Origin of the sequence: Nostoc sp. NMS9 (assembly GCF_017114995.1) — a bacterium.
GTDB lineage: Bacteria > Cyanobacteriota > Cyanobacteriia > Cyanobacteriales > Nostocaceae > Nostoc.
This window is the reverse complement of the sequence record NZ_JABXKL010000018.1, coordinates 64415-84303: the sequence shown is the minus strand read 5'-3', so window position 1 is coordinate 84303 and position 19889 is coordinate 64415. Positions and strand designations below refer to the sequence as shown.

At 41.4% G+C, this 19889-nt stretch carries 15 protein-coding genes and 1 tRNA gene; 13 read left to right on the top strand and 3 right to left on the bottom strand.

Annotated elements, in window-relative coordinates; translation table 11 throughout:
• Positions 1 to 62: 62 nt before the first annotated feature.
• Entirely contained in the window at positions 63 to 986 is a 924-nt protein-coding gene (gene miaA / locus HWQ40_RS06815) for a tRNA (adenosine(37)-N6)-dimethylallyltransferase MiaA (protein WP_292775914.1), read from the top strand.
• A 62-nt stretch (positions 987 to 1048) separates the two neighbouring features.
• Here miaA and HWQ40_RS06810 read toward each other — a convergent pair whose 3' ends face one another.
• Positions 1049 to 1756 (bottom strand): Uma2 family endonuclease, encoded by a 708-nt coding sequence (locus HWQ40_RS06810; RefSeq protein WP_292775912.1) that lies wholly within the window; start codon positions 1754 to 1756, stop codon positions 1049 to 1051.
• Positions 1757 to 2071: 315 nt separating this feature from the next.
• The gene (locus HWQ40_RS06805) at positions 2072 to 4195 is read right to left on the bottom strand and encodes a helix-turn-helix transcriptional regulator (protein ID WP_292775910.1); all 2124 of its coding nucleotides are present in this window, start codon (positions 4193 to 4195) and stop codon (positions 2072 to 2074) included.
• Between the two features lie 417 nt (positions 4196 to 4612).
• On the opposite strand from HWQ40_RS06805, the gene glcD reads away from it, so the two are divergent.
• The 7 genes from glcD (at position 4613) to HWQ40_RS06770 (ending at position 13615) form a co-directional block, all read left to right on the top strand.
• Complete coding sequence (gene glcD, locus HWQ40_RS06800) at positions 4613 to 6085, top strand: glycolate oxidase subunit GlcD (RefSeq protein ID WP_292775908.1); 1473 nt, start codon at positions 4613 to 4615, stop codon at positions 6083 to 6085.
• Positions 6086 to 6340: 255 nt separating this feature from the next.
• Positions 6341 to 7579 carry a glycoside hydrolase family 10 protein gene (locus tag HWQ40_RS06795; RefSeq protein WP_292775906.1) on the top strand — a complete coding sequence of 413 codons (1239 nt, stop codon included), beginning with the start codon at positions 6341 to 6343 and terminating at the stop codon, positions 7577 to 7579.
• On the top strand, positions 7579 to 8142 hold the full coding sequence (locus HWQ40_RS06790) for a hypothetical protein (protein WP_292775903.1): 564 nt from the start codon (positions 7579 to 7581) through the stop codon (positions 8140 to 8142). Before HWQ40_RS06795 ends, HWQ40_RS06790 begins: the two co-directional genes overlap by 1 nt.
• A 333-nt stretch (positions 8143 to 8475) precedes the next feature.
• Positions 8476 to 10725 carry a GAF domain-containing protein gene (locus tag HWQ40_RS06785; protein WP_292775901.1) on the top strand — a complete coding sequence of 750 codons (2250 nt, stop codon included), beginning with the start codon at positions 8476 to 8478 and terminating at the stop codon, positions 10723 to 10725.
• Between the two features lie 36 nt (positions 10726 to 10761).
• Positions 10762 to 10833, top strand: a tRNA-Lys gene (locus HWQ40_RS06780).
• Positions 10834 to 11268: 435 nt separating this feature from the next.
• The gene (locus HWQ40_RS06775; RefSeq protein WP_292775899.1) at positions 11269 to 12909 is read left to right on the top strand and encodes a class I SAM-dependent DNA methyltransferase; all 1641 of its coding nucleotides are present in this window, start codon (positions 11269 to 11271) and stop codon (positions 12907 to 12909) included.
• Between the two features lie 361 nt (positions 12910 to 13270).
• The gene (locus tag HWQ40_RS06770; protein WP_292775896.1) at positions 13271 to 13615 is read left to right on the top strand and encodes a hypothetical protein; all 345 of its coding nucleotides are present in this window, start codon (positions 13271 to 13273) and stop codon (positions 13613 to 13615) included.
• Positions 13616 to 13993: 378 nt separating this feature from the next.
• Here the strand turns inward: HWQ40_RS06770 and HWQ40_RS06765 are convergent, their stop codons facing one another.
• Complete coding sequence (locus tag HWQ40_RS06765) at positions 13994 to 14137, bottom strand: hypothetical protein (protein ID WP_292775893.1); 144 nt, start codon at positions 14135 to 14137, stop codon at positions 13994 to 13996.
• A 293-nt stretch (positions 14138 to 14430) separates the two neighbouring features.
• Between HWQ40_RS06765 and HWQ40_RS06760 the strand changes: the two genes are divergently transcribed.
• From HWQ40_RS06760 to HWQ40_RS06740, 5 genes are read left to right on the top strand one after another with little or no spacing between them, the layout of a single operon-like run.
• Entirely contained in the window at positions 14431 to 14688 is a 258-nt protein-coding gene (locus HWQ40_RS06760) for a DUF2281 domain-containing protein (RefSeq protein ID WP_292775891.1), read from the top strand.
• The gene (locus HWQ40_RS06755) at positions 14679 to 15107 is read left to right on the top strand and encodes a PIN domain-containing protein (protein ID WP_292775889.1); all 429 of its coding nucleotides are present in this window, start codon (positions 14679 to 14681) and stop codon (positions 15105 to 15107) included. The genes HWQ40_RS06760 and HWQ40_RS06755 overlap by 10 nt, the downstream gene beginning before the upstream one ends.
• 11 nt (positions 15108 to 15118) lie before the next feature.
• Positions 15119 to 16375 carry a restriction endonuclease subunit S gene (locus HWQ40_RS06750; RefSeq protein ID WP_292775887.1) on the top strand — a complete coding sequence of 419 codons (1257 nt, stop codon included), beginning with the start codon at positions 15119 to 15121 and terminating at the stop codon, positions 16373 to 16375.
• A complete protein-coding gene (locus tag HWQ40_RS06745) occupies positions 16372 to 19554 on the top strand; it encodes an HsdR family type I site-specific deoxyribonuclease (RefSeq protein ID WP_292775884.1) in 3183 nt (1060 codons plus the stop codon). Before HWQ40_RS06750 ends, HWQ40_RS06745 begins: the two co-directional genes overlap by 4 nt.
• Positions 19551 to 19883, top strand: coding sequence for a M48 family metallopeptidase (locus HWQ40_RS06740; RefSeq protein WP_292775882.1), 333 nt, complete (start codon positions 19551 to 19553; stop codon positions 19881 to 19883). Before HWQ40_RS06745 ends, HWQ40_RS06740 begins: the two co-directional genes overlap by 4 nt.
• Positions 19884 to 19889 lie beyond the last annotated feature (6 nt).

The window sequence follows — 19889 nt, the reverse complement described above, 5'->3', positions numbered from 1 at the left end:
CTAATTTTACTTTCTACCATTTTTTTGTGCTTTGATTATATTTTGGATGGGTCTAATGACTAATGACTAAATTAATTGTAATTTGTGGGGCAACGGCAACAGGAAAGTCGGGTTTGGCTTTGGCTTTGGCGATGCGGTTATGTTCTGTAATTATCAATGCTGATTCTCGTCAAGTTTACCGTGAGTTTGATATTGGGACGGCTAAACCGACTGTGGCTGAACAAAAATTGGTGCCGCACTATTTAATAGATATCTGCGATCCAACAGACAGGATGACAGTAGCAGACTATCAACAACAAGCACAAGCCTTAATTAATTCTCCCTCATCCCCCTCATCCTCCTCATCTCTCCCAGTTCTACTCGTTGGTGGCACTGGCTTATACATTCGTTCTATTGTCCAAGGGATGAAAATTCCTCGGGTTGCACCGCAAATAAAATTGCGATCGCAGCTTGAATCTCTGGGTCAACCACAACTCTACGCCATGTTACAACAAGTCGATCCAGTTGCCGCACAAAAGATTCATGGCAACGATTCCGTAAGGACTTTACGAGCATTAGAGGTATTTTACGTCACTGGATATCCAATTTCAGAACAGCAAGGGGAGAATCCACCCGATTATCCGATTCTGCAAATAGGTTTAGATTGCGATGTTGAAAGGTTGGCTCCTCGTATTCAACAGCGTACTGAACAGATGATAGCAAATGGTTTGGTCACTGAGGTGGAGAATCTTTGTCAAAAATATGGCGCTGATTTGTCTTTATTGAATACTCTGGGTTATCAAGAAATTAAGCAATATTTGGCTGGGGATATTTCGTTAGATGAAGCGAAAGAATTAACAATTTTGCATACCCGACAATTTGCCAAGCGACAACGCACTTGGTTTCGAGCATATCCGAAAATTGAATGGTTTGATGCGAATGATCCTGAATTATTAGAGAAGGTTTGGCAGCGAGTAAATCAGTTTATAAATTGCACAAGTTCGTGAAAATTTTTTTGCTCATTCATGCAAAGACGCAAAGATTTTTTTGCGTCTTTACAGCGAGTGTCCTAGAGAGTGTTGGGATCTACGCCCATAGCTCGTAGCCTTTCTGCTAGTAATTGGGTGCGTTGTTCGGCTTGGGAAGCTCGTTGTTCAGCTTGGGAAGCTCGTTCATCTCCAGTCGATAAAACATTCCCATCTTGGTAACACCAGCGTAACCAATGATCCTGTCTGCCTTCAAATTCACCTTCCCACAGAGTTACACCTAAACCAACTTGTTCTAACCAAATTTCTGAAGTTTCAAAGTAGCGTGTTCCCCTAAGTTCATAAACACGTAGTACTTTTTCTCCTAATTGCTGATTTGGGTCATATACGATGTAGTAACTAGCCCGCATGTGTTCATAAATTTGCAGTTTTTTGTCCAGTTCATCACCTTCTTTATTAGAGACAATTTCGAGTACAACTTCGGGAGGTTTGCCAAAACGCCAAACCATATAACAACGATTTTGTTTTTCCCACCAATTTTCAGGTACTTGCACATCTAAGCTGAGAAAAACGTCGGGTACAATTGCGGGTTGACCGTCTGTATGGTAAATACCGATATTAGCTGCTGCTAAAAAACTTTGTTGCTGTAGAGAACTGTAAAGAGAACCAACCAAGAGGCGTTGTTGTTTTTCAGATGCAAAATTGTCCACAGGTGTATCATCTTCAGTGACTAGCTGGTTGGCATCTGGCACATAGTAATCATCATTATTGATTAGAACTTCCTGAACCATGACTGTATCCAGTATTTGAGAGCGTTATTTCTAGGTTACTAGATTAAGCAAATCAATTTATAGAAAGTATAAAAAATAGGTTGGGTTGGCAAGACGGTTCAGTTATAGCAAGAAACATTAAAGTGCTTAGGTTAGGTTGGTAGAGAAAACCTAAGATTCTGTTACTTGTTAAATCTTACTTCATCTTGCCAACCTACTACTAGCCTTATAGCAGTTCTCTATTAGATAAGATATATCCTCTAAGCTGAAATACTTTATATCTCAGGTCTAGCCATCCCTCACCAGCAGAGTAAGCTCTATAAAACTTTATATTGATTACTTTTCGGTTGAAACATTACCTATCAAGTTGTTTAATTTTCCAAAAACTTTTTCTTGCCACGCTTCTTCAATACGTTTATTTAATAAGTCGTGTAAATGCTGTTGTTCGGTAGAGATAAACCATCGTTTAAGTTTACTAATTACTTCATCACGAAATCCTGGGCCTTTTATATTCGCACACTCTTTCCAGATATCGCTTTTGATGAGAGTACCTTTAAAAATTTGTTCCCCGATTTGTTCTGAGTATGTAAGGAATTCTTGATGCCATTCATCCCAGTTCGATAATACTTCATTTACAAAATTATCTGCGTATTCTTTTACTAGAGAATCGCCAATTAAATTTTGAAGTATTCCTTTTAACTCATGAAAAATAGGCATAGTAGTGTTCCAGGCAACAGACTTAGAACCATTACCAAGAAGTAAATAGACATCAAACTTATCTAAGGTTCCATTACGACGTGTGGTTGCACGTACTGTACCTGCATGAGTTTTCCGCATTTCTGGTATTAATAGCTTGTCATGAATACGCCCAAAATATAGAGGCTTTCCCTGCCATCGATCTAAAAAAATCTTTAATTGATTGCTAACTATTTCGTATGCCTTCTGTGCATTATGCTCTTTTTGATTTCTAATCAAAGCGTTTATAGCCTCTACTGTACTGGATAGACGTTTAACATAATTCAAACGTAATTTATCCAGTTTCTCAATTAGAGCCTGAGCTATTTCCGCAGGCTTGTCCTGTTCTGGATGAGCATTAAAAAATAGAATTGGTATATCTTTTACATCAATTTGTTTCAGTAGTGGCTGTAATGCAGTCTGTACTTCTTCACGCTTTAGATTATATGCTTCTTCTTTTGAATCTACTAAGTCTCCAGCATCATTGGTCTTGTTATAAGCTTCGTCATTTTTCGGAAGAACAAGAATGACTACACGATCTTGTAATACTTTTTCAGAACCATTTTGAATCAGGGTATTAATCAGGTCGCGTATCTCGCTACCTGGTGCATCATTAAAGCGAGAACACAACACTGTCAAGCTTCGTTGGTTATTAAGGCAGTCCATTAAATCGCGCCGGATTGCTGTACCATCCTTATCTAAACCCCTTGTATCAATAATCTCTAAGTCATAGATCGAGGACTGAAAGAATGTGTCTGGAACCATAACATCAATCCGTCTTGGCACTGAAAAATCTTTATGGAGTCCATAATTAATTAGTCGAAAGGTCTCTTTTAGCCATTCTATACCTGTCTGATTAGATGTTTTATCGAACCAAATTTCCTCTCGCGATCTTTCTTGAAGCTTTAACATCTCTGAAAACTTGAAAAGCAGAGTATCTGGATTTTCATGCTGTTTCGCTAACTCTGTAAAAGTTTCTCGTTTCAATCCAGCCATATTAAATAGCAAACGCTGGATTTCTTGAGAAACTACTTCTTGTTGATTCTCTTGTTCTTCCTCGTTGCTACTATTGCTATCCATACATAAGTATTCAAGCAATTTGTTTATCTCATCCAAGGAATAAGGCTTGATACGTATTCCAAATTTTTCTTTGCATTGGATACCAACTTCACAAACCGTTGTCCTACCAGTCCCTACTGCAAGAACACTTTGACGGCTTAATTGTTTCTCTTGTGCAATCGTTAACCCTGTTAGCTTACCAACAGCTGTTGTTTTACCTACACCAATTGAGCCTGTATATATAATGGAGTGTTCAAGAGATGCAAGATATTCAGCCTCTTCCCGAACACTATTTTGATACATGTGCGCTTGACGCATCACAAAATCAGGAGCTCCTTCAGAGATTAATTTTTGCAACTCTCGAAGAGAAAGTTCTGCTTTCCATAACTCGTCTCTCTGTGGATTCCTGAATGATGGGCGCTTCAAAATCTTCCAAGGTTTCAAAAATGCTAAATAATCCTTTGCCTCTTTCGTACCAACAGCATTAACATATCCCTCTATTTCATGGCTTGTGGGAGTAAGTTTCTCTTTCTCTATACGTGAAATGTGGCTTTGCGCTACATTTATACTTGCTGCAATATCAGCTTGTTTCTTTTTTGCTATTTTTCTCAACTCAGACAACGTTTTGCCTACATCGCTTGGCAAATCATATATGGTGCTAGACATAAACTTAAATTAATATAGACACGTATCGATAAATCTATTTATACATATATTCTTAAAAATAACAAGTTTTTTTGTCTATATGCAAATTTAAACGCTCTGACATCTCAATATACTCAGGATTAGATTTTGTAGGCAGTTCGTTGTGTTGAAGAGCAAAACCCAACAATTTACAGGATATTAGGTTTTGTTATTGTTGAAGGCAAGCAACTTTTTCCTCTCCATCAAATACGATCACACCTTCCGTACTTAAATCAGGCGATCGCACTTACTCTACATCAAATGCGTAGATGCAAAGCAGCTTGTCGTCATAGACCGCTTTTTACTCACTTTTGACTGCTATTCTTGCAACAATAGTAATTAAAGCATTCCCAAAAAGCCTGCAATACACCATACATCTACCTTAAACTTGAAAAAACTATGCTTACGCAAGATAAAAAACAACGTAACTGGAAACCCATTCTCAAAGCATTTGAGGCTGTCCTTGGCAAAAATGGTGTAGTGCAACGCCGTGAAGAACTCATTACCTATGAATGCGATGGTTTAACTGGCTATCGCCAACGTCCGGCTCTAGTGGTGTTACCTAGAACTACAGAACAAGTTGCCCAAGTGGTGAAGATATGCAATCAATATTCTATACCCTTCATCGCACGCGGTTCTGGCACTGGTCTATCTGGTGGCGCTTTGCCAGTGGAAGATTCTGTTTTAATTGTCACTTCATTAATGCGGCAAATTCTCAGCATTGATTTAGAAAATCAACGGACAGTTGTACAACCAGGGGTGATTAATAGTTGGGTAACACAAGCTGTTAGTGGTGCTGGATTTTACTACGCTCCCGATCCTTCCAGTCAAATTATCTGCTCTATTGGGGGTAACATTGCTGAAAATTCTGGTGGGGTACATTGTCTCAAATACGGTGTTACTACTAACCACGTTTTAGGATTAAAAATTGTCACACCAGAAGGAGAAATTATCGATTTAGGCGGACAAATCCCAGAAATGCCTGGTTATGATTTAACGGGTGTGTTTGTTGGTTCCGAAGGCACTTTAGGGATTGCCACAGAAATTACTTTGCGAATTCTCAAAAGTGCAGAATCAATTTGTGTGCTATTGGCAGATTTTACTAGCATTGAAGCTGCTGGGGCAACTGTTTCTGATATCATCAGCGCCGGAATTATTCCTGGTGGTATGGAAATGATGGATAACTTCAGCATCAATGCAGTTGAAGATGTTGTAGCAACTAATTGTTATCCACGCGATGCTACTGCTATTTTATTAATAGAAATTGACGGTTTAGAAGTGGAAGTTGCAGGGAATAAGCAGCGAGTTAGCGAAATTTGTAAAAAAAATGGGGCGCGGAATGTTACTTCTGCTACTGACCCAGAAACCCGATTGAAATTATGGAAAGGACGCAAAGCAGCTTTTGCTGCGGCTGGGCATTTAAGCCCAGATTATTATGTACAAGATGGTGTAATTCCCCGGACTCAGTTGCCTTATGTTTTACATGAAATTGAGGCATTAAGTAAACAATACGGTTATCGTGTTGCTAATGTATTTCATGCTGGCGATGGCAATCTTCATCCACTAATTCTTTATGATAATTCTGTATCTGGAGCATTAGAGCAAGTAGAAGAAATGGGCGGAAAAATTCTTAAACTTTGTGTCCAAGTCGGTGGTAGTATTTCTGGCGAACATGGTATAGGTGCAGAGAAAAAGTGCTATATGCCACAGATGTTTAGCCAAGTTGATTTAGAAACTATGCAATGGGTAAGACAAGTTTTTAATCCTAAAGGGTTAGCAAATCCTGAAAAGATATTCCCCACACCACGAACTTGTGGTGAAGCAGCAAATGCATCGGCACTCAAGCAATTTGAAGGTGTGGAAAGATTTTAATAAGAAAGAATTCAGGAGTTAGGAGTAGAGACGCGATTAATCGCGTCTCTACAAGAGTTTGGAGTTAAGGAGTTTGGAGTCATAATTTATTACGTTTTGGTATCGTTAAGTATATTCATTACCAAAACTGGCTCCGTATTATTTCAACTATTTTGACTCCTGACTTCTGAATCATCATTTCTTTACATCATCCGGAGGATTACAACTTTATTTTGTAGTTATATATATTCCGATCGCACTAGGTCACGCTTACAAATGAATCGGGTTGCTCGCCGTTGTGTTTCTTACTTGCTGTGTTTGGGATTAGTAGTCGCTTTAACAGTTTTTTTACCCTCTTCACTGCCAGTTTATTCCCAAAAAACCAGTCCTTTAACTACAGAAATTCGTGGCGTTTGGCTTACTAATGTTGCTAGTGGTGTACTATTTGTACCTTGGGGTATTAACCGTGCTATAAATCAATTATCGGCTCTCAACTTTAATACAATTTATCCTGTAGTTTGGAATCGAGGACATACTTTTTACAAGAGTGCTGTAGCCAAAATAACTACAGGCTCAGAAACTCAACCTTTACTTAACTTCATGCACGGTGGACAGGATGTTTTAGCAAAGATAGTGACACTTGCTAAAAATAAAGGTTTGAGAGTCATTCCCTGGTTTGAATACGGATTTATGACGCCGCATTACTCACAATTAGCAAGGCGTTATCCCGATTGGTTGACAATTGGGCAAGAAGGTATAAAATCTACTCAAGATGCCCCACCAGAAGAAATCGACAATATTTTAGTAACGAAGCTGGCCTGGTTGAATCCTTTACATCCGCAAGTCCAAGAGTTTATTCAAGGGTTAATTTTAGAAGTAGTTAGGGATTATGATGTGGATGGTATTCAACTTGACGACCATTTTGGGATGCCTGTACAGTTTGGCTACGATCGCTTCACTATTGAACTCTACCAGCAAGAACATCAAGGTAAAAGTCCCCCAAGCGATCCTTTTAACTCAGAATGGATGCGGTGGCGGGCAGATAAAATTACTGATTTCATGGCAGAAATCTACCAAGCTGTGAAGGCGGTTAAACCCAAAGTTAGAATATCTTTATCTCCTAACTATCAAGCTTTTGCCTACAAATACTATTTGCAAGATTGGGAAAATTGGGTAAAAAAAGGTTTAGTTAATGAGTTAATTTTGCAGGTGTATCGAAATGACAAAAAGTCTTTTATCGCTCAACTAGAACTTCCATCTATAAAATTGGCTCAAAGTCTAATTCCTGTAGGTATTGGGATATCAACAGGAACGGTAGGTAATCCGGTGAAAATGGCACAAGTTAGAGAACAGGTTCAGGTAGTGCGCGATCGCAATTTTGATGGTATCTCCTTTTTCTACTGGGAGAGTCTGTGGGGTTACATCGTACCAGAATCACCCCAACAGCGACGCAAAGGTTTTTTTGAGATGTTTAATGCTAAAACTGTCAGACTATTACAAACAAAGAAACTTTGATGCCATTCGCGCCTAAAAATACTAGATTTGGCTTTACATTACTGTGGACTTTAGCTACTTTTGGCGGATTTTTATTGAGTTTACTCTTAATTGAAGTCGGCGAAAAGCCAGATGTTGGAGTGGTAGAGGCAGCTATCGGCTCAATTGCGATCGCACTTCCTCAAGGCTGTCTTCTCAAAGAACCTATATTTTGTATTAGGTGGATTTTGTCAAGTCTTTTGGGTTGGAGTATTATCACCGCGATCGGTATTGGTGCAGTGGGTTGGATTGTACCTAGCACTCAGATTCTTCCCCTGAGAATTTTGTCAGGCGCGGTTTATGGTGCTCTTGGCGGCTTGGGGATTGGATTGGCACAATGGTTAGCAATTCCTCAGCCTCTAGCGTGGCGATGGATATTTGTCTCTGCGGCAAGTTGGGCTGTTGCTGTCCCCGTGGGTTCTGCTGTGGGAATGATCTGGCGCGATTTAAGCCAGTTATTTTTAGGTGAAGTCATCGGATTAGCCATCACTTGGCTGCTAGTTGGTATCCTCACAGGAATCAATGCTCACAAATTGCGAGCGTAAGTTGCTACTCCAATTATTAAGAATTATAACTTTAATTGATATATACTTAGATTGGTACTCAGATATATGCAAAAATCTTAAAAAACTGTTAAATATAAACTCCAGTAAGTTTGCCCTCACCTGCAAATGTATTTTCACCTTCAAAAAGCAGGATTTTGTTAAGCTGACTCCTATTAGCTTTCCTAGATTTCTGAACAAGAAGTAGAGAAAGATCAAAATTTCGATGAGCAACGGCTGACAATACTTTGCTATAGGCGCTAAAGTGCATCTACTACAAGCTTAACGACAAGAGAGCGCCTAGAAGAGTCAGTAATACTAGACAGGGACTCTCGCATGAATATAAATCCAGTGGAATCAACTATGGAGTTGACAAAATTATCACCACCTCAAATTCTTTTCGGCACAGAAGTAGATGAAAAAAGTAGTAGCGAGCAGTTTCTACTAAGCATGTACGATTCTGTACAGGCATCAATATTTGTAGTTGATGTTTTGGAAGATGGAGATTTTCGATATGTGGCTCTTAATCCTACTCATGAGCGGTGGATAAAGATTCGCTCAGAGGATCTCCGGGGCAAAAAACCAGAGGATATTCTTTCCCCCATTGATGCTGCAAAGGTGCGTCAGCATTATGCTGACTGCGTGCAATTCGGCACAACTATTTCTTACGAACAATGTTTGCAATTCCAGGGAGTTCCCACTTGGTGGAGTACGACTCTCACCCCATTAAAGGATGCTAACTCCAGGGTTTATCGATTGATTGGTACTAGTAGCAATATTACCCCTGTGAAGCAAGCAGAACAAGCAGTTGGACTCCAGGTTGAACGAGAGCAACTGCTAGAAGCAATCGCTGGACGGATTCATCAATCTGTAGAATTAGAGACAATTCTGCATCAGACAACAATTGAACTGCGGCAGTTTTTGAATTGCGATCGCGTGTTGATTTATCGTTTCGAGGCTGATGGTAGTGGAGTAATCATTGCCGAATCAACTGTAGCTGCCAGCGATCCCCTATTGGGAAAAAATATCAGCGATCCCTGCTTTAGTGGCAAACATCTAGAACACTACAGACGAGGTTGCATTCAAGTTATTGAAGATATTTATGCAGCTGACTTGCATCCTTGCCATATAGATTTCCTTACATCTTTGCAGATCAGAGCTAATCTCGTCGTGCCGATTTTCCAAGAGCAAGATATGTGGGGGCTATTGATTGCCCAGCATTGCCACCAATCGCGTCAATGGCAGCAAACGGAAACTGACTTACTCAAGCAGTTGGCAACTCAAATTGGCATTGCAGTCCAACAGGCAGAACTTGATCAGCAACTCCAGGATCTCAAAGCCAAGATGGAGTTACAGAAGCAGAAGCACATCAGTCAGTTGCAGCAGGTGCGAAACTTTGAAGCCTTGGTGCGACGTATGACAGAACAAATCCGCGACAGTCTGGATCAAACTCAGGTGTTGCAGATACTTACCCAGGAATTAGCAAAGTTACTAAACCTTGAGCGTTGCCAAATTGAACTCTATAGTACCTGCCAAACTCTAGTTACTATTACTTACGAATCCTGCATTAACTTACCCCAGTGTCAAGGATTAACCAAACAGATTGCAGACCATCTTGAAGTTTATCAGCCGCTGTTGCAAAAACAACCATTGCAATTTTTGGAAATTGTACCGGGATGGGAACCAAAGTTGCTAGTTATGTCCCAGATGGCTTGTCCAATTTTTGATACTCAAGGGATTTTGGGAAATATTTGGTTGACAAGACCATCACAAGAGGCTTTTGACGAATTTGAAATTGAGCTAATGCAGCAGGTAGCAAATGAATGTGCGATCGCCATTCGTCAAGCCCAGCTTTACAAACAAAACCAGGCACAGTTAGAAGAATTAGAAAAAAGCGATCGGCTCAAAAACCAATTTCTCAGAACTCTATCCCAAGAACTGCGGACACCAATAACAAGCATTAGCCTTGCAGTCCAAACTCTCGAAAGTGTGCTCACATCAGCAGAAATATCAGAAATAGAAATAGTACCGCAACTCTTGCAGATTTTGCATAACGAGTGTGGACGAGAAAGCAAGTTAATTAACGACCTACTCACACTCACATATCTCCAAGCCGAACCCGATCCCCCAACCTTGATTGCCATTGACTTTCAAAGCTGGCTTCACCCGATTATCGAGTCTTTTCGAGACCTCACCAGCTGCCAGCGACAGCAGTTAAACCTGACTGTCGATCGTGCGCTGCCGCCTTTGGAGACAGATATCACCGATTTGGAGCGGATTGTCACCGAACTGCTCAACCATGCCTGCAAATACACCCCAGCCGGGGAAGCGATCGCAGTCTCTGCTCAGTTGATCGGGGATACAGTCGAGCTTAATATTACCAATTCCGGAATAGAGCTTACCAGCAATGAACTTTCACGGATTTTTGAACCTTTCTATCACCTTTCCAAACACGATCCTTGGAAACATAGCGGCACGGGGCTGGAATTGGCATTAGTGCAGAAAATGGTCAGACATTTAGGCGGCTCAATTTATGTACAGAGTGCAGCAGGTCAAACCACCTTCACGATCAAATTTCCCTACTAGCTATCTCAGAAGTTGTGCTATGATTGTTATTCGTGCGGGTGACTAGCTCAACGGTAGAGCAGTAGACTCTTAATCTATTGGTTGCGGGTTCAAATCCCTCGTCACCCATCAACAAAATCTTATGTTGTCAGTTGCCAAAGGGCGATACTGACCTAACTCTGATTATCCAAACTGATTTGGTGCAGCAAGCGTTTGATCTATTTGGCGTTGGTGGAATAAGGAATGCTTTTGCAGTCGCTGTCGATTTAACTAGTTCCGTGGGTTGAAGTCCCCCGGTTCAAAAATCAGGCAAGTTTTGTGTTGGGGTTAAATCCCCAGACGCGACTCGAAAATACTCGCTCTCCGTGGCGAAGAGAGCGGACTCGTTGGCGGAGCCTCTCGTAGAGAAGAGAGCATCTCTAAAACAAGGTCAACCTGTGATTTCTGTGTGGTTAGATATCATTTATCAACAATTAGCCGAGAAACTGCAAAAATAGGGATTCTCTTTCATAAGATAGAAGCGATACCTACAGGTCTGCTTCGCTAACGCAGGAGTTAAGTATAGTGCCGCGTGGAACAAGGAAAAACAGCAAAAAGCCAACAGAGAAAAACGGTTCTCTTGATTTACCACTTCTAGAGTTAGTGCAAGCTGACGATCGCTTGGATATTCCCGCAATGGAACAATGGCTGTGGGATGCTGCTTGTAAGATACGCGGTGCGACGGATGCACCAAAATTCAAAGATTTTATTCTGCCGCTAATTTTCTACAAACGGCTGTCTGATGTTTTTGATGATGAGTATGAAAAGTGCGCCGAGAAGTTTGGGGGTGGAGACTTAGCCCGTGCTTTCATTGAAGCAGATCATCAAGATGCAATTAAAAATAACCACTCGCCGATTGTGCGTTACTATGTCCCCCACGAATACCGTTGGGAGGCGATTCGCTTTCATCCTAAAGATGGCTTAGGAGAGTTTGTGACAACGGCGATGCGGGAAGTGGCAAAGCGCAATCCTGGGTTATCGGGAACGCTGACGCTCAAAGATTATAACGAGAAGCAAAGCAATCAGCGGGTTTTGGATGATGACCATTTAAAGGACTTGATTGAAGTCATTAGTCGGCATCGGTTGGGGTTAAAGAATACTAATGCAGATGTTTTAGGGGAAGCTTATGAGTATTTGCTGCGAAAGTTTGCTGAAGGACAAGGGCAAAGTGCGGGGGAGTTTCTCACACCATCAGAGGTGGGTTGGTTGATTGCGGAAATTATTGACCCTGAACCCTACACGAAGATTTATGATCCCACTTGTGGATCGGGAAGGTTGTTGACTAAGCCGCGTCTGGTGTTCAACCGCAAGCATCCAGGGGAAGAGAGTAAAGCACCTCGGTTATTTGGGCAAGAGTTGAACTGGACAACTTTCGCAATCGCTAAAATGAATATGTTTTTGCAGGATTTTACTGATACACAAATTGAGATTGGCGATACATTTAGGCAACCTAAATTTACGGTTGACAAGAAGGTGATGCGCTTTGATTATGTGGTTGCTAATCCGATGTGGAATCAGGACAACTACGGCGCAGATGCTTACGAAGAAGATTCTTTTGAACGGTTCAAAGACGGAATTGCCTCCAAATCTTCCGCAGATTGGGGATGGGTGCAGCATATTTGGGCATCGCTGAAAGATAACGGACGGGCGGCGGTTGTTTTGGATACAGGTGCGGTATCTCGCGGTTCCGGGAGTCAGAACAAAAATCAAGAAAGGGACATTCGCAAGGAATTTGTGGAAAAAGACAGAGTTGAAGGAGTGATTTTGCTACCTGAAAATTTGTTTTATAACACCACTGCGCCAGGGGTGGTAATTTTGTTAAATCGCCTGAAACCTCTGAATCGTAAGGGCGAGTTTTTACTGATTAATGCTGCTGATTATTTTGTCAAGGGCGATCCCAAGAATATTTTGACAAAGGAAGGGATTAAGGCGGTTGATGAGGTTTATCGCAATTGGGAAACGCGGGAGAAGCTGAGTAAAGTTATTAAGTTAGAGGAATTGAGGGAAGCGGATTATAATCTTAGTCCGTCGCAGTTTGTGGATGTTAGCGATAAAGTTGTGCATCGGGCGATCGCAGATATTTTGACAGATTTGGCGGTAGCAAGACAAGACAGGGAATGGGCGGATAAAGATTTAGCTGAGGTGTTAGCAAAGTTGAATTTATAGCGTTTTTCATTATATATCCTTGGACTCCATAAACCTGTCAGTTCACAGATAAGGGCACTCTACTGCCGAGGCAAGGTCGGATCAAGTTATCCGGAAACTTCTCAACGTCTCCCCTCTATCAGGTTTCTGCGATGCGATCTGCTTTGCAGCAACGCTAGGCTAACGCCTCGCTTCGCTAACGCGATCGCTTTGAGCCCCGAATCATCCCTACTCAATCTTCCAATTAGGCGTATAACCAGAAGTAACTTGGCTATACATTTGCAAGACCGATGCAGAAATACGTCCTGAGAGTTTTGCGATCGCCCATAGCGCTCTTGTAAAATCATTTTCAATTGTTGAGAATTCGCCCAGGAAAAAGTTTATGGCAGATAAGTCCGGTCAAGACCCCTCGGAAATCACAGTGGCAACGGTTGATGAAGAACGAAAAGGCGCAACTTTCAGCGGTACGGTCATCCTTGGTATAGATCCTGAGGGTGGGGAAGTCGTTTTCTTTAGAGACTTTTTAATTGAAGATTATAAAGGCGAACTTACCGCTTATCTGGCAACAGATGGCGATATAACGAAAAGCATTGATTTAGGCGAACTCGATCATAAAAGCCCCAGTTTTAAGCTGCCAATTCCGCTGGGAACGGATACATTACCCTACAATACAGTCGTGTTGAGCGACAAAAAAAGCAAGAAAAAAATCCTGACGATCAATCTATAAAATTTGTAACTTAGCTCGTAGTTCAGCCAAATTCGATTGCCCTCCTGTATAGATCTCAAATGGGTGCTATAAAACGATGTTTGAAAAGTCCTTTTGTTGGTAGCAAAACGTTTTAGATCCCCCTAAATCCCCCTTAAAAAGGGGGACTTTGATTCCGGTTCCCCCCTTAAAAAGGGGGGCTAGGGGGGATCAACAAGTGCCTAAAATCACAGCCAACCACTTTTCAAACAACCTCTAAGGCGATCGCATTTGTTATTTCGGCGTACGCATTTGTTGATTTGGGGTTCGCATTTGTTGATTTGGCGTACGCATTTGTTGATTCGGCGTACGCATTTGTTGATTTAGCGTACGCATTTGTTGATTCGGCGATCGCATTTGTTACTTCGGCGTACGCATTTGTTGATTTAGCGATCGCAATTGTTGATTTGGCGAACGCAATTGTTGATTTGGCGAACGCAATTGTTGATTCGGCGAACGCAATTGTTGATTCGGCGAACGCAATTGTTGATTTGGCGTGTCCATACCGCACCCTACGAAACTACTATAAGAGTTGAAACCTATGCTGGTCATACTTGTGTGTACACCCCAAGATTACAAGCAGAGAGGCTTTAAGGCTTACTCCCCAACGCTAGTAGGGAAGGGGTTGGGGGTTAGAATATTCGTAGGTTGGGTTGAGGCTTTCCTCAAACCTACCTACACATTTTACGCTAGCTGATCTCTGAGTATTTAAGTTTGTCTGCAATGAGTAGTAAAGTTTAAATTGCTAAAGTTTCAATCAGCTACAAATATCTTATTATTTCATCCAGGATACAGCAATGACTCAAGCATTTGATAAGCAACAAATGATAATTGATGAATTGAAAAAGTTATCTCCTGAGAAGCAACAGGAGGTATTAAATTTTATTGAGTTTTTGCAGTATAAGGAGAAGCAAAAGCAGGATATACAGCATCAAGAAGAGAAAGAACCTATTTCTGCCTATGAAGCTGCCAAAGAGTTTGCTGGCTGCGTTGATGGAGGGCCTGGTGATTTAGCTACCAACAAGAAGTATTTAGAAGGCTACGGTTGGAAATAAGGAAAAAGGTACTTCTAGATACAGGCCCCTTAGTTGCATTTATCAATAATCGAGAAAATTCGCATGATTGGGCGGTTAATGAATGGAAAAAGATTGAACCACCCTTATTAACTTGCGAAGCAGTAATTAATGAGACGTGTTTTATATTGCGAGATTTTTATGGTAGACAGGATGCGGTTATGTCTTTACTAGATACTGGCATAATTCAAATTTCGTTTCGTCTCAGTGATGAAATAGGAACGGTTAGAGAGTTGCTGAAGCGGTATAAGAATGTGCCAATGTCTTTAGCTGATGCGTGTTTGGTAAAAATGAGTGAGTTGATTAATGGTAGTAGTGTGTTAACTCTAGATAGTGATTTCCGGGTTTATCGGAAGAATAAGAATGAAATGATGGATTTAATTATTGCTGATGGAATATGAGAGGGGTAGAGATGAACGAGGTTCAATTGCCGCCCCATTGGAAGGTGAGAAAGTTAGGAGAAGTATGTCTAAATAAAACTCTTACTAATCCCCAAAAGTCTCCAGAGGACATATTTACTTATGTAGATGTGTCTGGTGTTTCTAATGAGTCATTTAAAATCACTGATACTAAAGAAATTTTAGGAAAAGATGCACCCAGTCGTGCTAGACAAGTTATCTATAACAATGATGTAATTTTTGCAACAGTTCGGCCGACATTAAAGCGAGTTGCTTTAATCCCACCAGAATTGGATGGACAAATATGTTCCACAGGTTTTTGTGTTTTACGAGCCGATCCAAAATATTTATACTTTACTTATCTATATTTTTATTTATTAATAAATAGAATTAATCAAAAAGTTGAAGCATTACAGAAAGGTGTAACTTATCCGGCAATTAATAACTCAGACCTTTTTGGACAAGATATATTTTTCCCTCCCCTTCCTGAACAAAAAACGATCGCCCACACTCTGCGAACCATCCAGAAAGCCAAAGAAACCCGTCAGCGAGAGTTAGAACTGGAACGAGAACGCAAAGCAGCACTGATGCAGTATCTCTTGACTCATGGCATTCGCAACGAACCCTGTGAGGAGAAGGAAATAGGTAAAATTCCTAAGAGTTGGGAGGTTGCCACTTTAGAAGATATGTGTTTAAAAATTGTGGATTGTCCTCACAGTACACCTAAACTATCTTCTACTGGAATTCGTACAGTCAAAAATGTCAATGTTAGAAATGGCAGATTTGTATTTGAACCTGCTTTTTATACAACTGATGAGGAGTATACAGAAAGGACTAAAAGATTGGAACCCAAGGAAGGTGATGTTTTATTTAGTCGTGAAGCACCAATTGGAGAAGCTTGTCTTGTTCCTCCAAATATAAAACTAAGTCTGGGGCAAAGATTAATGTTGCTCAGAACGAATCCAGAAAAATTAAATAATTTCTTTTTAGTACAAGCTTTTTACTCAAATTACCTTAAATCAAAAATGATTTCTCTGGCAGGTGGTGTTACAGCACCTCATTTGAACGTATCTCATGTTAAAAAATTAAAAATTCCTCTACCTCATATTTCAGAGCAGCACGAAATAGCCAATATTCTAAAAGCTTGCGATCGCAAAATTCAAGCCCTAGAAACAGAAATCGCCCTTACTGACGAACTATTCCACGCCATGCTAGAACAACTGATGACAGGTAAAATTTCCACCCAACCCTTAAGCGAGACTTACGTATGAGCGAAGCTTCCGCCGTTCAAAGACCGATGCTGAAATATGCATATCAAATTGGCTGGGAATACCTAACTTCAAAAGAGGCATTACAACGGCGGGAAGGCAAGGAAGACGACAAGCGAAAAGAACGCTACTTTGCTGATGTTCTTCGCAGTCAACTAATTAAACTAAATCCTGGCGTTGTCACCGATAACAACGTTGATGAAATTCTGCGCCGCTTGCGAAACATTGACAGCACCATCGAAGGCAACCGCGAAGCTTTAAACTGGTTGCAAGGCAAACAATCTATTTTTGTCGCCCAAGAAAACCGCGACAGAAACATTACCCTCATCGACTTTAACAACCCGGAAAATAACATCTTCCAAGTCACTGATGAATGGTCGCAAAAAGGCGTAAAATTTCCCAACCGCGCCGATATTATTTTTCTAATTAACGGTATTCCCCTTGCCATTGCTGAAACCAAGGGAGAAAAGAAAACTGATGGTTTAGCACTAGGCATTGACCAAATTCGCCGCTACCACAACCAAACCCCAGAATTGTTAGCCTTTCCCCAAATCTTTGAAGTCACAGAGTTGTGGAATTTCTGGTATGGCTTAACCTGGAATACCAACCGCAAAAACTTGTTTGAATGGAAACTGACCTCTCCCCTAGCCCCTCCCCTTGCAGGGGAGGGGAACAACAATATTACTCCCCCTTCCCTTGTAGGGAAGGGGGCTGGGGGGTTAGGTTCGATTATCCAAGAAGGCGACTACGAAGAGAAAATCAAAACCTTCTTCGACCATCAACGCTTTTTAGAAATTCTCAGATATTACATTGTTTTCCTCGAACGCGATGACGGCTTAACCAAAGTCGTTTTACGCCAACACCAAACCCGTGCAGTTAAAAAAGTCCTGCAACGCATCCAAGACCCGAATAAAAAACGCGGACTAGTTTGGCATACCCAAGGCAGTGGTAAAACCCTCACCATGATTACAGTTGCCGCCCAACTCCGCAATATTAGCGGCGATAATACCGTAATCATGATTGTTGACCGCAACGAACTAGAAAACCAACTAGACAAAAACCTCAAAGCTTATGGCATCAAAAGCTATGAAGTCGCAACCAGTAAAGCAGACTTAGAAAAACTCATCCAAGATGATTATCGCGGGTTAATCGTTGCGATGATTCACAAATTCGACAAGATGAAAGTAGAAAATAAGCGTTCTACGATTACTGTCTTAGTCGATGAGGCACACCGCAGCACAGGCGGTAATTTCGGCATATATTTGATGGCTGCCCTCCCCAACGCCACATTTATCGGTTTCACAGGTACACCCGTCAGTAAAGCAGCTAAAGGACAAAGTACCTTCCAAACCTTCGGCGAACCTAGTGACCCGAAATACAGCCTAGATTTGTATTCAACCGCCGACTCGGTACGAGATGGCACAACCCTGAAGCTAAATTATGCCCTGGCGAAATCAGAGTTTCACGTTCCCCAAGAAATTTTAGAAAAAGAATTTCTCCAACTCCAAGCCGCAGAAGGCATTAACGACATAGAAGAACTTGATGGCATTCTCGATCGCGCTGTTAAATTAAAAGAGTTTCTCAAAAGCAGCGATAGAGTAGATAAAGTAGCGAAATTTGTCGCCGCCCACTTCCGTGACTACGTTGAACCAATGGGCTTTAAAGCTTTTATGGTTGGTGTAGATCGGGAAGCTTGTAGACTTTATAAACAAGCCTTAGATAAATATCTCCCTAGCGAATACTCAACCGTCGTCTATTCCCGGACTACAGCCGCAGGACTGCGGGAGTACAACCTGAGTGATGCCGAAGAGAAAGAAGTCCGCAAAGCCTTTATTAAAAAATCCGTCGTTTATGCCAAAATATCCTTACCAAATGCAGTCATCGACTTTATCGAATCTCGGCCGAAAGATTTTAACTACGACACCACCAAAATTCTAACCTTTACAGGTTATTGTTCTGCTGAAGATGCCCAAACTTTAGAAATTCTTTGCGGTGGCGATGCTGATGCTGTAACCAAAATTCGCCAACTTTACGAAGACTACCGCAAAGCCTTGCCGAAAATTCTCATCGTCACCGAGAAACTATTGACGGGATTTGATGCACCGATACTTTACTGTATGTATCTCGATAAACCGATGCGCGACCACGTTCTCTTGCAAGGAATCGCCCGTGTGAATCGCCCCTATGAAGACGCAGAAGGTTTAGTTAAACCCTACGGCTTTGTTCTAGATTTTATCGGTATCTTTGGCGACAAACTAGAGCAAGCCTTGGCCTTTGAGTCGGGAGAAATTAACGACATCATCCAAAATGTAGATGTGATCAAAAACCTCCTACAAACGATGATGGAAAATACTGCACCAGAGTATTTACCGCTAGCTAAGGGATGGGACGACAAAGCAAAAGAACGCGCTGCGGCTTATTTTGCAGACAAAGATTTGCGCGAGAAATTCTTTAAATTTGTCCGCCAACTCCAATCAATTTACGAAATCCTCTCTCCTGACCCTGAGCTGCGCCCCTTGATGGAAAATTATCAAGCGATCGCCAGGCTTTACGGAACGATACGCGCTGCTTATAATACCAGTCCCTACATTGATATTGAACTCACCGCCAAAACCAAAGAACTGGTACGCCGCAACGTCACAATTGGCGAGTTGGAAATGCCCGGAACTATCCACGAACTCAATGCCCAACAATTAGAACAATTCCGCCAAAATAGCACCACAGATACAGTAAAAGTTCTAAACTTGAGTAAGGCATTGTTGAAAGCAGTACACGAGCAAAGTCAGCGATCGCCTTTTTTGATTTCCATTGGCGAACGTGCCGAAATTGTCCGCGCCAGCTTTGAAAACCGCCAAATAGAGGCACAACAAGCTTTAGCTAAACTAAATGAAATTGCCGATGAATGTGTAGAAGCAGAAGTCTTACGCCAACGGCTCAAAGTTGATGAAAACACCTTTGCGATTTACACTGTCATCAAGCAAGCAGTTGATCGCCTCGATATCAACCAAGCCGAAACCATCAATGCCATTTATGGCAACTTCCCTGATTACTGGTGGGATGCGCGTCAGGAAATTGATTTAAGAACCGAACTTTACGCTACTATTTATCCTATTACAAGCTCAGTTGAGCAAACCATTCAAGTCACTAACAACCTGCTGAAACTCGAACGAGTCGAATCATGATTGCTAACTCCAACAATCCCCAATGGAAAGACGCGCAAGCACTTAAGGATGCTGTGGGAGAATGGAGCGATCGTATTAAAGTCCAAGTCAAACAAATTCAACTGCGTCCGATGAAGCGCAAGTGGGCATCTATTTCTACTACAGGACGCTTAACTTTAAATACTGAACTGCTAGACTTACCAAAAGAATTGGGCGAATTTGTCATTGTTCACGAACTCGTACATCTCCTCGTTCCTAACCACGGTAAACTATTTAAGTGTTTTATGTTTGCTTATCTGCCTGACTGGGAAGAGTTAGAGATAAAGTTACAGAAAAATTGTCAGCAATGACTACTG